General features: G+C 68.8%; 14 protein-coding genes. 9 read left to right on the top strand and 5 right to left on the bottom strand.

Annotated features, from left to right (window positions below; translation table 11 throughout):
* A partial coding sequence (locus VGR06_RS32250; RefSeq protein ID WP_327562958.1) for a YihY/virulence factor BrkB family protein occupies positions 1 to 937 on the top strand: 937 nt, incomplete at its 5' end.
* 460 nt (positions 938 to 1,397) lie between these two features.
* Here VGR06_RS32250 and VGR06_RS32255 read toward each other — a convergent pair.
* Positions 1,398 to 1,910 carry an Hsp20/alpha crystallin family protein gene (locus VGR06_RS32255; protein ID WP_327562959.1) on the bottom strand — a complete coding sequence of 171 codons (513 nt, stop codon included), beginning with the start codon at positions 1,908 to 1,910 and terminating at the stop codon, positions 1,398 to 1,400.
* Positions 1,911 to 2,050: 140 nt separating this feature from the next.
* Between VGR06_RS32255 and VGR06_RS32260 the strand changes: the two genes are divergently transcribed.
* Positions 2,051 to 2,848 carry a TetR/AcrR family transcriptional regulator gene (locus VGR06_RS32260; protein ID WP_327562960.1) on the top strand — a complete coding sequence of 266 codons (798 nt, stop codon included), beginning with the start codon at positions 2,051 to 2,053 and terminating at the stop codon, positions 2,846 to 2,848.
* A 251-nt stretch (positions 2,849 to 3,099) separates the two neighbouring features.
* Here the strand turns inward: VGR06_RS32260 and VGR06_RS32265 are convergent, their stop codons facing one another.
* Positions 3,100 to 3,528, bottom strand: coding sequence for a tyrosine-type recombinase/integrase (locus VGR06_RS32265; protein WP_414637381.1), 429 nt, complete (start codon positions 3,526 to 3,528; stop codon positions 3,100 to 3,102).
* Positions 3,529 to 4,658: 1,130 nt separating this feature from the next.
* Here VGR06_RS32265 and VGR06_RS32270 point away from each other — a divergent pair.
* Positions 4,659 to 5,120: a cyclic nucleotide-binding domain-containing protein gene (locus tag VGR06_RS32270; RefSeq protein WP_327562961.1), complete on the top strand. Its 462-nt coding sequence runs from the start codon at positions 4,659 to 4,661 to the stop codon at positions 5,118 to 5,120.
* Here VGR06_RS32270 and VGR06_RS44105 read toward each other — a convergent pair.
* Positions 5,047 to 5,706, bottom strand: a complete 660-nt coding sequence (locus VGR06_RS44105; protein WP_414637383.1) for an acetate--CoA ligase family protein — start codon at positions 5,704 to 5,706, stop codon at positions 5,047 to 5,049. The genes VGR06_RS32270 and VGR06_RS44105 overlap by 74 nt on opposite strands.
* On the opposite strand from VGR06_RS44105, the gene VGR06_RS32280 reads away from it, so the two are divergent.
* Together VGR06_RS32280 and VGR06_RS32285 are read left to right on the top strand one after the other, a co-directional pair.
* Positions 5,626 to 5,805: a hypothetical protein gene (locus tag VGR06_RS32280; protein WP_327562963.1), complete on the top strand. Its 180-nt coding sequence runs from the start codon at positions 5,626 to 5,628 to the stop codon at positions 5,803 to 5,805. The two genes, VGR06_RS44105 and VGR06_RS32280, sit on opposite strands and share 81 nt — an antisense overlap.
* 448 nt (positions 5,806 to 6,253) lie before the next feature.
* Positions 6,254 to 6,883 carry a DoxX family protein gene (locus VGR06_RS32285; RefSeq protein ID WP_327562964.1) on the top strand — a complete coding sequence of 210 codons (630 nt, stop codon included), beginning with the start codon at positions 6,254 to 6,256 and terminating at the stop codon, positions 6,881 to 6,883.
* Between the two features lie 152 nt (positions 6,884 to 7,035).
* On the opposite strand, the gene VGR06_RS32290 is transcribed toward VGR06_RS32285, so the two are convergent.
* Both VGR06_RS32290 and VGR06_RS32295 read right to left on the bottom strand, forming a co-directional pair.
* A complete protein-coding gene (locus VGR06_RS32290) occupies positions 7,036 to 8,133 on the bottom strand; it encodes an integrase core domain-containing protein (protein ID WP_327562965.1) in 1,098 nt (365 codons plus the stop codon).
* Positions 8,134 to 8,403: 270 nt separating this feature from the next.
* Positions 8,404 to 9,111 carry a zinc ribbon domain-containing protein gene (locus VGR06_RS32295; RefSeq protein WP_327562970.1) on the bottom strand — a complete coding sequence of 236 codons (708 nt, stop codon included), beginning with the start codon at positions 9,109 to 9,111 and terminating at the stop codon, positions 8,404 to 8,406.
* Here VGR06_RS32295 and VGR06_RS32300 point away from each other — a divergent pair.
* The 4 genes from VGR06_RS32300 to VGR06_RS32310 all read left to right on the top strand — a co-directional run.
* Complete coding sequence (locus VGR06_RS32300; RefSeq protein WP_327562966.1) at positions 9,101 to 9,658, top strand: aldehyde dehydrogenase family protein; 558 nt, start codon at positions 9,101 to 9,103, stop codon at positions 9,656 to 9,658. The genes VGR06_RS32295 and VGR06_RS32300 overlap by 11 nt on opposite strands.
* Before the next feature lie 805 nt (positions 9,659 to 10,463).
* Positions 10,464 to 10,607: a class I lanthipeptide gene (locus VGR06_RS44110; RefSeq protein ID WP_414637382.1), complete on the top strand. Its 144-nt coding sequence runs from the start codon at positions 10,464 to 10,466 to the stop codon at positions 10,605 to 10,607.
* Between the two features lie 113 nt (positions 10,608 to 10,720).
* Positions 10,721 to 12,025: a lanthionine synthetase C family protein gene (locus VGR06_RS32305; protein ID WP_327562967.1), complete on the top strand. Its 1,305-nt coding sequence runs from the start codon at positions 10,721 to 10,723 to the stop codon at positions 12,023 to 12,025.
* Positions 12,022 to 13,950: lantibiotic dehydratase family protein (locus VGR06_RS32310; protein ID WP_327562968.1), on the top strand; the 1,929-nt coding region annotated here is incomplete at its 3' end. The genes VGR06_RS32305 and VGR06_RS32310, both read left to right, overlap by 4 nt.

Below are 13,950 nucleotides of genomic sequence, written 5' to 3' on the forward strand. Positions count from 1 at the left end.
GTGGCCGGACCGGCGGCCGGGTACTGCTGCGAGCGTGACGGCCGCGGATTTTGCGAAGCGTGCCGTGGCGGCATGGATGCGTGCCCGCCGCCGCCATGGCTGGCTGGACCACCTGGCCCGTGCCGCGGTGCGCTACGACCAGGCCGACGGTGGCCGGCTGGCCGCCGCGATGACCTACTACGCGTTCTTCGCGACGTTCGCCTTGGCCCTGCTCAGCTTCGCGGCCTTCGGGTTCGTCCTCGACGACCCGGTGGTGCTGCGCTCCGTGCAGGGCTACCTCGCGGAGAACCTGCCCCGCGTCGACGTGCGGGCATTGCGCGACGCCCGGGGCACCGTCGGCGTGATCGGGTTCATCGGCCTGCCGATCTCCGGATGGTTCTGGATCGACGCCCTGCGTTCCTCGATCAGAGCCATCTGGCGACTGCCCGAATACCCCGGCATGTTCTTCGTCCGGGTGCTGATCGACCTGCTCGTGCTTATCGGGCTCGGCCTGCTGCTGGCCGCATCATTGGCGGTGGTGTTCGCCACCACCGCCGTGGCGGGCCGGCTGGTCACCGCCGCCGGTGTGGACCCCGCCCCGGCCCGGTGGCTGCTCGGCACGCTCGGGCTCGTGCTGGGCGTCGGCCTGAACACGCTGCTGTCGATCGCCGTGCTCACCGGACTGCCCCGCCTGCGGATGCCGCTGCGCCGGGTCCTGGGCCCCGCGTTGTTCGTCGCCGCCGGCCTGGAACTGCTCAAGACCCTCGGCCGGCTCTACGTGCACCGCACCGAGACCAACGCCACCTACCTGGTCGTCGCCGGCGCGGTCGGGCTGCTGGTCTTCCTCAACGTCGTCAACCAGCTGATCCTGTTCGCGGCGACCCTGGCCGCCACCAGCACCGCCGGCCAGGTCACCGACCTGGCCGCACGCACCACCGACGCCGGACGCCAACCGTAACCCACGGTCACCCCCTGCGATCACGTCGTGGCGCCCGACGGCGGCGACACGGTGGAGACCCGCCGCCAAGCCAGCGATCGACACTCGAGAAGATCACCCATCTGGCTGCCGCGCGACACCTCGCCGACTTCGACGCCGCCCGTCACCCGGTGCGAGGGGTGCCGTTCGGCTCGTTCGGCTGGGCTGCGTGGTCGCCGACCACCGCGTGGGCGATGCGGCAGCTGCGGCTAAGTCGACGATGCGGCTCGCCGTCGCGGCACCGTAACGGCTCCGCTTCTGGGTGATCATGGCGCCGAAGCCGGTGGTGGGGCGGCTGAGGAAGTGTTCGGCGGCGGGCCTGGCGGGGCGACCGGTGCGGTCCGGTCAATGCTGTATGGGACCCGCCTCAGGTGTGCGTCTCCCGCTGCCACCGCTTCGTCCGGCGGGTGGCAGCGGGAGAGATCTGTGGGGTGGCGGGTTGTCAGCTGCTGATCTCGGCTCCGGTGCCTGATGCCGGGTCGGCGTGTTTCTGGCTGGCATGTACCTGGATGCGTTTGGCCTGTACCTCGACCGCCTTGGGCACCACGATCTGCAGCACGCCGTCCTGGACCGAGGCCTCGATCGCATCCGCCATGACATGACTGGGCAGGGTGATCGAGCGGCGGAAGGGACCGTAGCGGCGCTCGACTCGATGTACCTTTTCCTCGGAAGAGTCGTGCGCGTTGTACCGTTCGCCCTGGATCGTCATCAGGCCGTCCTGGAATGTGATCTCGAAGTCGTCGATCCCGACGCCGGGGAGCTCGACCGTCACCAGGTAGGCGTCCTTGCGCTCGGAAATGTCGACCGTCGGCATCCACGCACCTTGGGTGGCGCCGCCGTCGTAAAGCTGGCCGGCCTGACTGAGCCTGTGGGCGCGCAGTCTGTTCAGTCGCAGCATCTCGTCCTGCGCATCACGTAGGTCTTCGAACAGGTCCCAGCCGGTAACAACTGTCATGTCGTCCTCCCTTTGCATCTGGCCGGACCGGCGGCCCGGCGGCCCGGCAAGAAACGACTAAGTGAACGGCATCCGCTTGCGAGCTACACTGTTCACGGTACAGTGAACGCCGTTCACAGTCAACCTGCCCGGAGGCGAACGTGGCGCAGCGACGACCGGCAGCCGCCGAGGATGCAGGCTCGCGCCCGCTGTGGTTCATCCCTCCAGCCGGTGAACGGCACCGTCGCCCGGCGCTTACCCGCGAACACGTCGTCGCCGAGGCCCTCACGGTCATCGGTGCTGACGGCGTGGACGCGTTGACCATGCGCGCCCTCGCCACACGACTAGGCGTGGTACCCGGGGCGCTGTACCGCCACGTGCGCAACAAGGAGCAGCTGCGGGACCTCGTCCTCGACGGGGTGCTAGCCGAGGTCGACTACGAGGTCGATCACCGCCTCGCCTGGACCGAGCGGGTCAAGGTGCTCGCGCACCGGCTGCGGACGGTCCTTGAGAACCACCCCGGCATCGCCGGGCTGCTCAAGACCCGCGACCCCCTCGGGCCGCACTCCCTCGCCCTCGCCGAAGCGTTCCTCGCACCGCTGCACGCGGCCGGCCTACCGGAACGGGAAACCGGCCTGGCCTTCTCCCTGGTCTACGACTACACCCTCGGTTTCGCGCTCAGCAGCCCCAACTCCGTCAACGAGCAGCGCGTCCAGGACACCGAGACCAGAAACAAGCTCCACGCGTTCCTGCGGTCACTGCCAGCCGACCGCTTCCCCACGCTGGTCGCCCTCGGTGGACACGTTTGGCTTAACAACCGCGACGAACGTTTCGCAGCCGGGCTCGACACCCTCGTCGCCGGACTCGAAACGGCGGCCCGCGCCGGCACGGTGGCGGCCGGCAACCGCAGCGCTGACCAGAACCGGGCGGCACCACCACCAACCCACCACACCCGGTAAACCGAAATGCTCCCCGGGCCGGCCCTGCCCGCCCGCTGATTAGGGCGGACACCGGCAGCCCCCACCGGAGCGGCGGTTACTGGCCCCACCGCCGACACTCGGCGGCGGCAGCGCGAACCGCCCTGTCACGACGGGCAACGATGCTTGCTGATGAATGTGCCCCCGAATGTGGCCCCTATCGGCGCTCACGGAATTCCCCAGCTGTAGCGGGCCCATGATCCGGAAGTTGCGGTGCTCGGCGTTCGCCGCCATCACATCGCGCAGCCAGCCACCGAGGATCTGAGTGGCCTGTCCTTGATCTTGCGGCGGGTGCGGCGGTCGGCTGCCAGGACCAGGGCGGCGGTGGCGTCGGCGCAGCGGTGTTGGGCGGCGGGAAGCACGCTGGTGTAGGTGTCGGCGGTGACGACGATGCTGGAGTGCCCGAGCAGGTCCTGCAGGGTTTTGAGGTCGGCGCCGGCCTGGTGGGCGAGGGAGGCGGCGCCGTGGCGCAGGTCGTGCAGCCGCACCGGCGGTAGCCCGGACCGGTCGGTGAGTTTCCGGAACTGGGTGGTGGCGTAGTTCGGGTTGATCGGCGTCCCGACCGGGCGGGTGAACACATACCCCGAGTCGACCCAGGGTCGGCCGGCGGCGAGCTGCCCATCCCGCTGCTCGAATTGGCGGCGCCGATGCTCGCGCAGCACCTTGACGGTGTGCTTGTCCAGGGCGACCGGGCGGCGGTAGATCGGGTCCCTTCGCCGCGGCCGTCTGTTGGCGCTGGATCCTCGGTGGGTCTTCGCCGACGACGCCGGAGTGGTACGCCCGCCACGGTTCCCGATGCCCCATCGTCAGAATGAGCAATGGATCAGCCTTGGAGCCGCCGCCAGGTTTGAAGTTGACCCGGCCACGTTCCCGCCCAATGACCCCATTGATCAGGCTTGCCCGCTCACCGGCGTCACGGCTCCCGCGGCGTGAGCGACATGGCCCGCCGCGGCTTACCCGCGCCGCCGGCGAGGCCCTGCCCCGCCGTGGCCACTGCGCGGAGCGCCGGGAGGATTCCGCGCCGCGCTGGGCATGACATGGCAGCGTGCAGTCCGTTCTGGGGTACGGTGAGATCGCCGCTCAGGACCCCGGTGGCCGCACAATGCACGGTGGCTGCGCACATCCGGGTCGGAGTCAGCTTTGAGCAAGCCAATCAAGACAGTGCGCCGACGCCTTTGGCCGGTACCGATGTCGCCGGTGCCACCGCGATGACCCTCGGGGTGAGGGGGCCTGACCGGGTTGTCGCCAAGCGATGGGATGCCGGGGGCCTGCCCGTAGGGACGACCGCCACGCTGCCCGTCAAGGATGTTTCTCCTAGTGGGCCTGGCCAGCAGCCCGGGTGGCCTGTCGGGCGCCGAGGCGGCGGCCCCCGACGGTGGTTGGGGCCGAACGCCATGCGCGCGTATCACGTGCGGACGTGGGCGGTGCTGGGTCGTCAGTTGCGTAGCGCCCTGCTGGTGCTGTCCGTGGTACCTCTGGACGGTGGCGGGCAGGCCGGCGCCAACCCGTTGGACGCCGCCGCCTACCGTCGATACGACGGCCCAGCCCATCAGATTCATCGCCGCGCCAGCCGGTTCAGCCACCCCAGACCACGCAGGCTTCGGGTTCAACGGTGAGGTGTGCTTGACTCGTAGCCCCCTACCGCCGATGGCTGACCGGCAAGCCGGACAGCTGGGTCAACCGTGCGGCGGTCCGGCCGCGTGGGCTGCGGCCGGGTGCATAGCCAGGTTTTGGTCGGCGTCGACGTCGCCACCGAGGTCGCCGCGCTCGTTGTTGAACAAGGGGAGTCGTGATGGAGACCATCCGCGATCTGTTGGCGTCCCAGCCCTTCCTGGCCGGTCTGAGCCCCGCCTATCTGGACCAGCTGGCGTCGTGGTCGAAGAAGTCCGTGTTCCCCCTGGGCGCCCGGATCTTCGAGGAGGGCCGGCAGGCGGAGCGGTTCTGGCTGATCCGCGAGGGGCGTGTCAGCCTCGAAAGCCAGGTACCCGCGCAGGGCGTCGTGGTTGTGGAAAGCCTTGGCCGCGGCGCGGTGCTCGGCTGGTCGTGGCTGTTCCCGCCGTACCGCTGGCACTTCTCCGCCAGCGCGGGGGAGGTCACGTCGGCGATCGAGTTCGACGCTGCCGGCGTTCGCGAGCTGTGTCAGCGCGACCCCGCGCTGGGCTTCCAGTTGGCCATCCGGTTCACCGAGGTCGTCGTCGATCGGCTCCAGTCCACCCGGATGCGGCTGCTCGACCTGTACGGGCGGCCGTCCTGACGATGACCCGCCACGGTCTCCCGGATGATCCACCGACGCGTGGAGACCGGCGACAACGCGGCCCACCTCCTCGACCGGGTGGCCGATCCGATCGTCGCGCCGCTCCGCCGGAGGCTTCGCCATGGCGGCGCGCCGGTTCATCAGGGTTCGCGCAGTTCCCGTACCGTCGGGCCGGGTCGGGCTCGGCGGTGACCGGTGCGAGCCGCAGCTTGACGTCAACCGCGACCACCCCGTCGGATCCGGCGAGGAAGGGGTTGAGGTCGAGCTCGGCGACCTCGGGCAGGGTTTCGGCGAGGCGACCCAGCCGCAGGAGCAGCTCCTCCACGGCCTGCGTGTCCACCGCCGGCCCGCCCCGGTATTCGGTCAGTAGCGGCGCTGTGCGCAGTGAGCGCCACATCGCCGCGGCGTCAGTGTTGACCGGCAGCAGTCGTAGCACCCGGTAGGCGAACAGGTCGGTGTTCACGCCACCGAGGCCGGGCATCACCAGCGAGCCGAACAGCGGGTCGTGGACCACCCCGGCGACCAGTTCCACGGCGGCGACGTGTTGCTGCACCGGTACGGTGCGCGTGCCGGTGGCGTCGGTCACCGACCGGTAGGCGGCCGCGACCGCGGCGCTCTTGTGGACCAGTTCCGGGTCGGCGGCCCGGCCGTGCGGCGCAGGCTGTCGGCGCAGATCCGGGAATAGAGCGTAGGGGTGAGGGTGTCGCTCGGGACCCCGGTGGCGCTCATCCGCCGTCTTCGATGTGCCGCGAGCCGAGTTCGTCATGACCGAGTAGATCCTTCGCATCCGGCCCGCTCGATACGTCTCAGCCGGCCCGCTTGACCCATGTACGACCGGCGATTGTCGATGTCGGGCCGTGCGCCTCCTGGACCACGCCTCATCGTCAGGGTCGCCCGGTCGCCGCGGAGGCGCGGTCGCTACGCCGTCCCCGCGAGAACCGTATGGACTTGGGACGGGATCGACCGGCGTTGTCGTCGATGCGCTGCGTTGACAAGCGGGGGTAAGCCACCCGACCTGTCCGTTGGGTTGCGGTGGACGACGCACCCGGACGGCCTGGCCGTCCTTCGACCACCCGCGAGCGTTCGCGCTGCGGGACCACGATCCACCAGAAACATGAAGGAATGTGAGTGCGATGGTCGACATCGCCGAGGACAACAGCACCGCTGTACGCAGCACGACTCGCCCCGCCGCCGGTGCGCTACCGGCTGTGGGAGGCAACCGTGAGCCGGCGCTCGTCTTCCCGACCGGACGGTCGGCCACGGCGGCCCGTTACCTGTTGGCGGGTATCCGTATCGCTTTGGGGTGGGTGTTCCTGTGGGCGTTCCTGGACAAGGTGTTCGGTCTGGGCTTTGCCACCTCCTCGGCGAAGTCCTGGGTCAACGGTGGCAGCCCGACCAAGGGGTTCCTGAGCTCCGCCAAGGGCCCATTCGCCGGCTTCTACCACTCCATCGCCGGTACGGGCCCGGTGAATGTGCTGTTCATGGCCGGCTTGCTCGCCGTGGGCGTGGCGTTGATCCTGGGCATCGGGATGCGGCTGGCCGCCGCCGGCGGCGCGTTGCTGACCGTCCTGATGTGGACCGCTGTGCTTCCGCCGGCCAGCAACCCGTTCATGGACGACCACCTCATCTACGCCGCCGTCCTGATCGTGCTGGCCCTGCTGGGTGCCGGTAACACCCTGGGGCTGGGCCGTGTGGGCCGCCACCCCGCTGGTACGACGCGCCACCTGGCTGAGGTAGGACAGTCGTTCGCGCGGCGGCGGTGAGGAAGCGTCGTCCCGCGCCGAGTACCGCGCTCATATCCGCCGCACCGGCGAGGACCTTCCCGAGGTCCGCGGTTGGCGCGGCCCGGCGGGCCCGCGATGCCCGCGACGGCCCGGGTCGGCGTTGCGGATGCCGAAAACCTCATCCGTGCAGCTCACGCTGCACGATCGTATTCGTGGAGGAGGCCGCCGAGACGATCATTTCGGCGGATGCGCAGACGTGTGATTGCGGCAGGATCGGTGATCGGCTCGGGTAGCGGACGCATCGGCCGGGCGTTCGCGATACCCCGATGAGGACGATGGCGGTTGTGGTGCCGTTCGTACTCGCGCAATGCCCATAGCAGGTGCGCCTGGTTCCAGATCAGCGTCCGGTCGAGCAGTTCGTGGCGGCAGGATCGGATCCACCGCTCCATGATTGAGTTCATCCGCGGCATCCGGACGCCGCTGAGCATGACCGTGACGCCGGCGTCGGCGAGGATCGCGTCGAACAGTGCCGGGTACTTCCCGTCCCGATCGCGGATCAGGTACTTGATCTGGAGTCCGATGTCGTCGAGGTCCATGAGCAGATTCCGGGCCGTCTGGGTCACCCACGTCGCGGTCGGGTGTGCGGTGGCGCCGAGGACGCGGACCCGGCGGGTGGCGTGCTCAACGACCGCCAGGACGTAGGGGCGGGTGCCGGTCAGCGTCACGGTTTCGAAGAAGTCCGCGGCGATGATGGCCTGGGCTTGAGAGCGCAGGAACGTCGCCCAGGTGTTGTTGGTGCGCTGGGGTGCCGAATCGATACCGGCGTCCTTGAGGACCTCCCACACGGTGGAGGCGGCGACCTTGATACCGAGGACGAGTAGTTCGCCGTGGATTCTGCGGTACCCCCATGTGCTGTTCTCGCGGGCCAGGCGCAGCACCAGCCGGCGGATGGATCGGATGGTGCGTGGCCGCCCGGCCCGTTTGGGTCGGGAGTTCCTCGCGTGGCGTTGCGCGATCAAGTCACGGTGCCAGCGGAGCACGGTCTCCGGGCGTACCAGTAGCCGAATCTCACCGAGTACGTCGCGGGTTACCTGGTGTAGCAAGGCGGCGAGCCAGGCCCGGTCAGATGGGGTGAAACGGATCCTCTCGCCGCGCAGGTGCCGTTCGAGGACCGTGATCTGGTGCCGCAGTGCGAGGATCTCGGTGTCTTTGGCGCGGTCGCTCATCGGTAGAAGGCGGAGCAGCGCGAGCGTGTTGGTCACGCCGAGGTAGGCCAGTCGAAGCAGCACAGCGGGTGATCCTCGCGCAGTTATCAGCGTGGATCCCTGCCGCGTCGGGCCCGAGAGCTCGGTACCGCAGCGGATCTCATCTCGGTGATCAAAGTGGCATGGCCAGGATGAGGTTTTCGGCACCCGCAAAGTGGCGGTCTGTGACAAGCGGTGAAAGGACCCGAAATCGTGTGACTCAGTACAAGGGGTCGCAGGTTGAAATCCTGCAGGCTCGAACAGAATTTCAGGGCAGCAAGAGGTCTTCGCCTAGCCTGACCATGTAGTAGGGGTTCAAGTCGGGCTCCGGACACGAACCAAATCCCCATATGAGTCCGCGACAGGTTGTGCCTGTACGCGGACTTTTTGTTGTTCTGGGCGGTAGGTGAGTCGGAGTCCGAGTTGCCGGTAGACCTCGGCGCGGTCGGTGGGCTCGGCTTCGGCGAGGGCGGTGGTGATGTCGCCGAGTTGCTGGATGAGCGTGGTGATCTGTTCCCGGTTCATGGTCTTGGTCGGCTGGGGGCGGGGTGTGCTGAGCTGTTCCTGGATCTTGCGCCGCTGGCTCTGGACTTCGGTGATCCATCCGGTGACGACGGTGGGGTCGGCGCCTGCGTCCAAGGCGGCGCGGTAGCCGGCGAGTTTGGTGTCGCAGTCGGCGAGCCGGGCGTGGGCCGCGTGGAGGGCGGAGTCGTCGGGGCTCGGCGGCGGCTGGCTGGCGGTCATGCGGGTGATGGTGTCCTGCAGCCGCGCGGGGGCGAACGCGGACGCGAGGGCGTCGTCGAGGGGTGTGAGGACGTCACGTTCCCGCAGGTAGACGTTGCGCGGGTGGTTGATCTTGTTAGCGAGTGCGTATTCCAGTGCGTAGCGGCAGCGGTAGTAGGCTTCGCCGTTGGAGCGCTGGCCTTGCATGCGGCGCTGGCAGAGTGCGCAGTAGACAAGCCCTTTGAGTGGGTAGGGGTGGCGGCTGCGGTGTTGCACCTCGACCGTCGTCGTGGCGATCACGCCGTTCAACTGCCCGGCGCTGCTGGTAATGCACAAGCTCGCCCCGGCCCTCGCGGCCGGCAACGCGGTGGTGCTCAAGCCGGCCCGCACCACCCCGCTGACCGCGCTCGCGCTCGCCGCCTGCTTCGTGGACGCCGGCCTGCCCGACGGCGTGCTGTCGGTGCTCACCGGCCCGGGCGGCGAGCTGGGCGACGCCCTGGTCAGTGACCCGCGGGTGCGGAAGGTGTCATTCACCGGCTCCACCCGTACCGGCGAGCGGATAACCCAAGTGGCGGGGGTGAAGAAGCTTTCGCTGGAACTCGGCGCGTCCTGCCCGGTGGTGATCCTGCCGGACGCCGACCTGGGGCTGGCATCCAGCGTCGCCGCCGCCGGCGGGCCGGCTGGGAACGGGTGTCGTAGCACGCCGATCAGGCGGGCCCGCGGGAACGCTGGGTCTGCGCCCCGTCAACGGCGGTCGGTCGGGGCGACTGGTCCGGCGCAGTGGATAGGACGTCTCCTCGCGAGGCGAGCTCACCCACCGCTACGCCACCGGTACCGCGACCGGTAGTTCCACAGTTGTCCGGGAGATTTGCTTCGCTGCTCAAGGATCAATACCTGCTGTGACAATCGAGGTTTATCCGATCAATCGGATAAAAAAATTGTGCGGCACGGCATGCTGAATAATGCTCGTGTTACCGATCAATCATTGATGTTCTGACACTTGCACAAGGCTTGGATTCGGCGTATAAGGGAGGGAGTCGGGTTAGGCAGTGTGGTGGGGGGAGTTCGATGCCTACGATCCGACGGTGGGGCCGTGCTAAAACGGGTGTGGGCACCACTCGATAACGAGTGATTCCTGCGGTTGTTCCGGTCGTGCGCCTTTAGTGCGCAGCCTTGTTCGACACCAGCGGCCGGGATAGGTCCGTCCATTAAATCGCGGGGCAGACACCGCGTTCGTCCGACGTCTCCACGTTGGCGCTGGATGCGGCGCCGCGTGATCGATGGTCAGTGCGCCTTTGGTTCCGCCGCAGCTTTCCCGTCATGCTGAAGTGGTGATCAGTTATGCCGTTCAACGGTCGTCCAAGCATTTTTCCACGCGGCCCTCCCGGGAGTACATCGCGAACTGAGCGACGTCGGGGAGTCGGCTTATCGAGGGACTTCGACCTCCGGGCCAAGGGGAAAGCTGCGACCGGCGTCGAGATGTCAGCGGGGCCAATTAGCTCGCTGCGGATGGCGAACTTGGCCGAACATAGCCACCGAGCCACGTCGCGCTGGGGATACGCCATGCGCGCCGGGACGGTCTGGTCAACGCGCGCCGGGCTGACCGGAGGGAACCCTGCGCGACAGTCGTGAAATCCAAAAGAGGGGGCGTTATGAAGAAGAAGCTGACGCTGTCGAAGGAGACTCTGCGGACCCTGGACAACAAGGAACTGTCACAGGTTGTCGGCGGGGCCGCGAACAGCGGGCAATTCAACCCGGCGAAGTGCCCTTCGTCTGGGCACCCGAACTGCAAGTAAGACCGGCTAGCCGGTGAGGTTGACGTGCGAAGGCAACGCGTGTGCACCTGCGTTGCCTTCGCACGCGTTCACCGGCGGCGGCATCTATCGGCGAGCGTGGTGCGGTTCGGGGCATGAGGACGCTGGACACCGCGAGCGTGGGAACCCCCTGGCGACCGATCTTGTCGGGAACGATCGCCCGGCAGGCGCTGCAGGCAGTCGATGCCATCGCGGAGTCCCTTCCGTACGTCGCACCGCCGGCCGGCGAGCAAGACCCTTCACTCGCGAATGGAGACGCCGGCCTCGCCGTCCTGTACGCCTGGCTTGCTCAGACCGGCCGCATGCCGCAGGCTGACGTCCTCGCATGGCAGTGCCTCGAACGGGCCATCGAGGCCGTGTCGACGCAAAGGATGGACGCCTCCCTGTACGGGGGATTTTCCGGGGTGGCGTGGGCGGTGGAGGTGGTGGACCACCTGCTCGACCCCGATCCCGAGGACCGCAACGAGGAAATCGACGAAGCCCTCCTCGAGCTGCTATCCGTCGCCAACCTGTGGCCGGCGCCCCACGACCTCGTCGTGGCGGTCACCGGTCTCGGCGTGTACGCACTGCAGCGGTTACCACGCCCCGCGGCGGTCGAGTGCCTCCGCCGGGTCGTCGAACGCCTGCGGGAACACGCCCAAAGCGATGAGCGTGGCGTCTACTGGTGGACGCCCGCCGCCGGAATTCTGCACCCGGACTCCCGGAAGGAGTACCCCGCAGGGCGGGCAGACTTCGGTCTCGCCCACGGCGCGGCAGGGGCCATCGCCCTTCTCGGCGGCCTCTGTGGCGCCGGATTCGCACCGCGGACCGCGCGTCCGCTCCTCGAGGATGCGGTGAGCTGGCTTCTGGCACACCCTGTGGCGACCGACGCGGCCCCCACCTTCCCGATATGGCTGGCGCCGGGTATTCCGCCCTCGCCTGCCCGGTGCGCCTGGTGCTACGGGGACCCGGGGATCGCGGCCGCCCTCCTGCTGGCGGCCCGCGGCGTCGGTGCCGCCCGGCTGGAGCGAGCGGCGGTGGCGCTGGCCTGCCGGGCGGCAGAGCGACCCCCGGAGAACACCGGGATCCGCGACGCCTGCTTCTGCCACGGGACAGCCGGTTTGGCCCACATCTACAACCGCATGTACCAGGCCACGGGAGAGCCGAAGCTTGGCCGCGCTGCCGAGTACTGGCTCGGACGCACACTCGACTTCTACGGTCTGGCCAGGGGCAACGGGACGTCGTGGGTGCGGGGAAGCGGGGACCGCGCCGAGGAGGGTCCGTGGACTGGCACCGGTCTGGTCGAGGGCGCCGCGGGCATTGCGCTGGTGCTGTTGGCCGCGAGCACGCCCCTGGAGCCCATCTGGGACCGGATGTTCCTTCTCTCCGCCCCCGACGCCGTGACCGGGCGCGCCCGATGACGGAGCAGGAGAGGGCCGCCCGGCAGTTCACCCCATCGGGGTTCTTCGTCCTGCGGACGCCGTTACTGCCGTTCGAGGAGGTCGCGGCCTGGAGCGAGGGACTGGAGGCCGTCGGCTCTCTTGGCGACCCTCGACGCCTGCACGAGGCGCTCGAGCGGGACCGGACCCGGCTGCGGCACCGGCTCCAGACACTGGTCGCCCGTCCCGAGGTACGCGAAGCGATCTTCGTCGCCTCGCCGAGCCTGGATGAAACCCTCGACGTGTGGCAGAAGGAGCCCGACAGCAAAAGCGGTCGCAAACTGGAGCCGGCTGTGGTCGCGTACGTCAGCCGGGCGGCAACCCGAGCCACCCCCTTCGGTCTGTTCGCGGGATGCACGACCGGCACGATCGACACGCAGACCCGGCTGCACCTGCAGGCTCGGGAGCGGTACCAGCCGCACAGCCGGCTCGACATGGACTACCTGTGCGCGCTCGTCGAGGCCGTCGAGCGTGATCCTCGGCTCCGTCGGACGTTCATGTATCACCCGAACTCCAGCCTGTACGAGCTGGCCGGCCGCTTGCGTCTGGCCGAAGCCCGGCTGACCACGTCGGGACGCTCGTACCACCTCGTGGCGGTCGACAAGAACCCGTATCTCGCCGCGGCGCTCGAGAAGGCCCAGAAAGGAGCGGCCGTGCAGGCCGTGGCGGGGGTATTGGTGGACGACCAGATCAGCCAGGCCGAGGCCGAGGAGTACGTCGAGGAACTCGTAGACAACCAGCTCCTGGTGAGCGACGCCAGCCCGCTCGTCACTGGAGACGAGCCCATGCACGGCCTGATCGCCACCCTGGGCGGTGCCCCCGGTACCGCGCAGATGGCCAAGCGAGTCGACGACGCACGGGCCGCCCTGGACGAGATCGACGCCGAAGGAGTGGGGACCTTACCCGACCGCTATCGGGCTGTCGCGTCACTGCTCGGCGAGCTCCCCGTGCAGCCCGACCTGTCCCGTCTGGTGCAGGTCGACCTGGTCAAACCGGCCGAGCAGGCCACACTCGGCGCCCCGCTCGTCTCCGAACTCGCCCGGGGCGTGCGGCTCCTTCATCAGCTGTGCCCGCCGCCGGCGCCGGACGGGCTGTCGCGGTTCCGCGACGAATTCTTCCGGCGCTATGAGACCCGCGAGGTCCCGCTCGTCGAGGCGCTGGACGAGGAGATCGGGATCGGCTTCGAGCGGTCCGAGTCCCCTCTGGCCGAGGCCGCTCCGCTCCTGGTCGGGCTCCCGTTCCCCGGCGCTGATCGAGAGGCGCCGCGCTGGGCCGCGCGTGAATCCCTGCTCCTGGGGAAGCTTGCGCAGGCGCTTGCCGATGGGGCCGGCGAGATCACGCTCGAGGCGTCCGACGTCGAGGCGCTGGCCACTGAGCAGCGTCCACCTCTGCCGGACGCCTTCTACCTGATGGCGACGGTGGTCGCCAAGTCCGACCGCGCCGTGGCCCAGGGTGCCTACCGCGTCGTGCTCCACCATCTGTTCGGGCCCTCCGGCGCCGTGCTGCTCGGCCGCTTCTGCCACGCCGACCAGGCCCTGCACGCGTTCGTCCGCGCCCACCTTCAAGCGGAGGAGGAACGCCGCCCCGGGCGGGTGTTCGCCGAGATCGTGCATCTTCCGGAAGGCCGGATCGGCAATATCCTGTGCCGTCCAGTGCTGCGTGACTACGAGATTCCCTATCTCGGTCGCTCAGGCGCGCCGGACGACCACCAGATTCCGGTCACCGACCTCCTGGTATCGGTGCGCGACGGCCGCGTCGTCCTGCGCTCCCGTCGCCTCGACCGTGAGGTCGTGCCGAGGCTCACCACCGCCCACAACTACGATGGGCGCAGCCTGGGCCTGTACCGCTTCCTGTGTGCGCTTCAGCACCAGAACGCACCAGCGGGCCTGGTCGCCTGGGATTGGGGT

This window comes from Actinophytocola sp., assembly GCF_036002505.1.
Taxonomy (GTDB): Bacteria; Actinomycetota; Actinomycetes; order Mycobacteriales; family Pseudonocardiaceae; genus DASYTH01.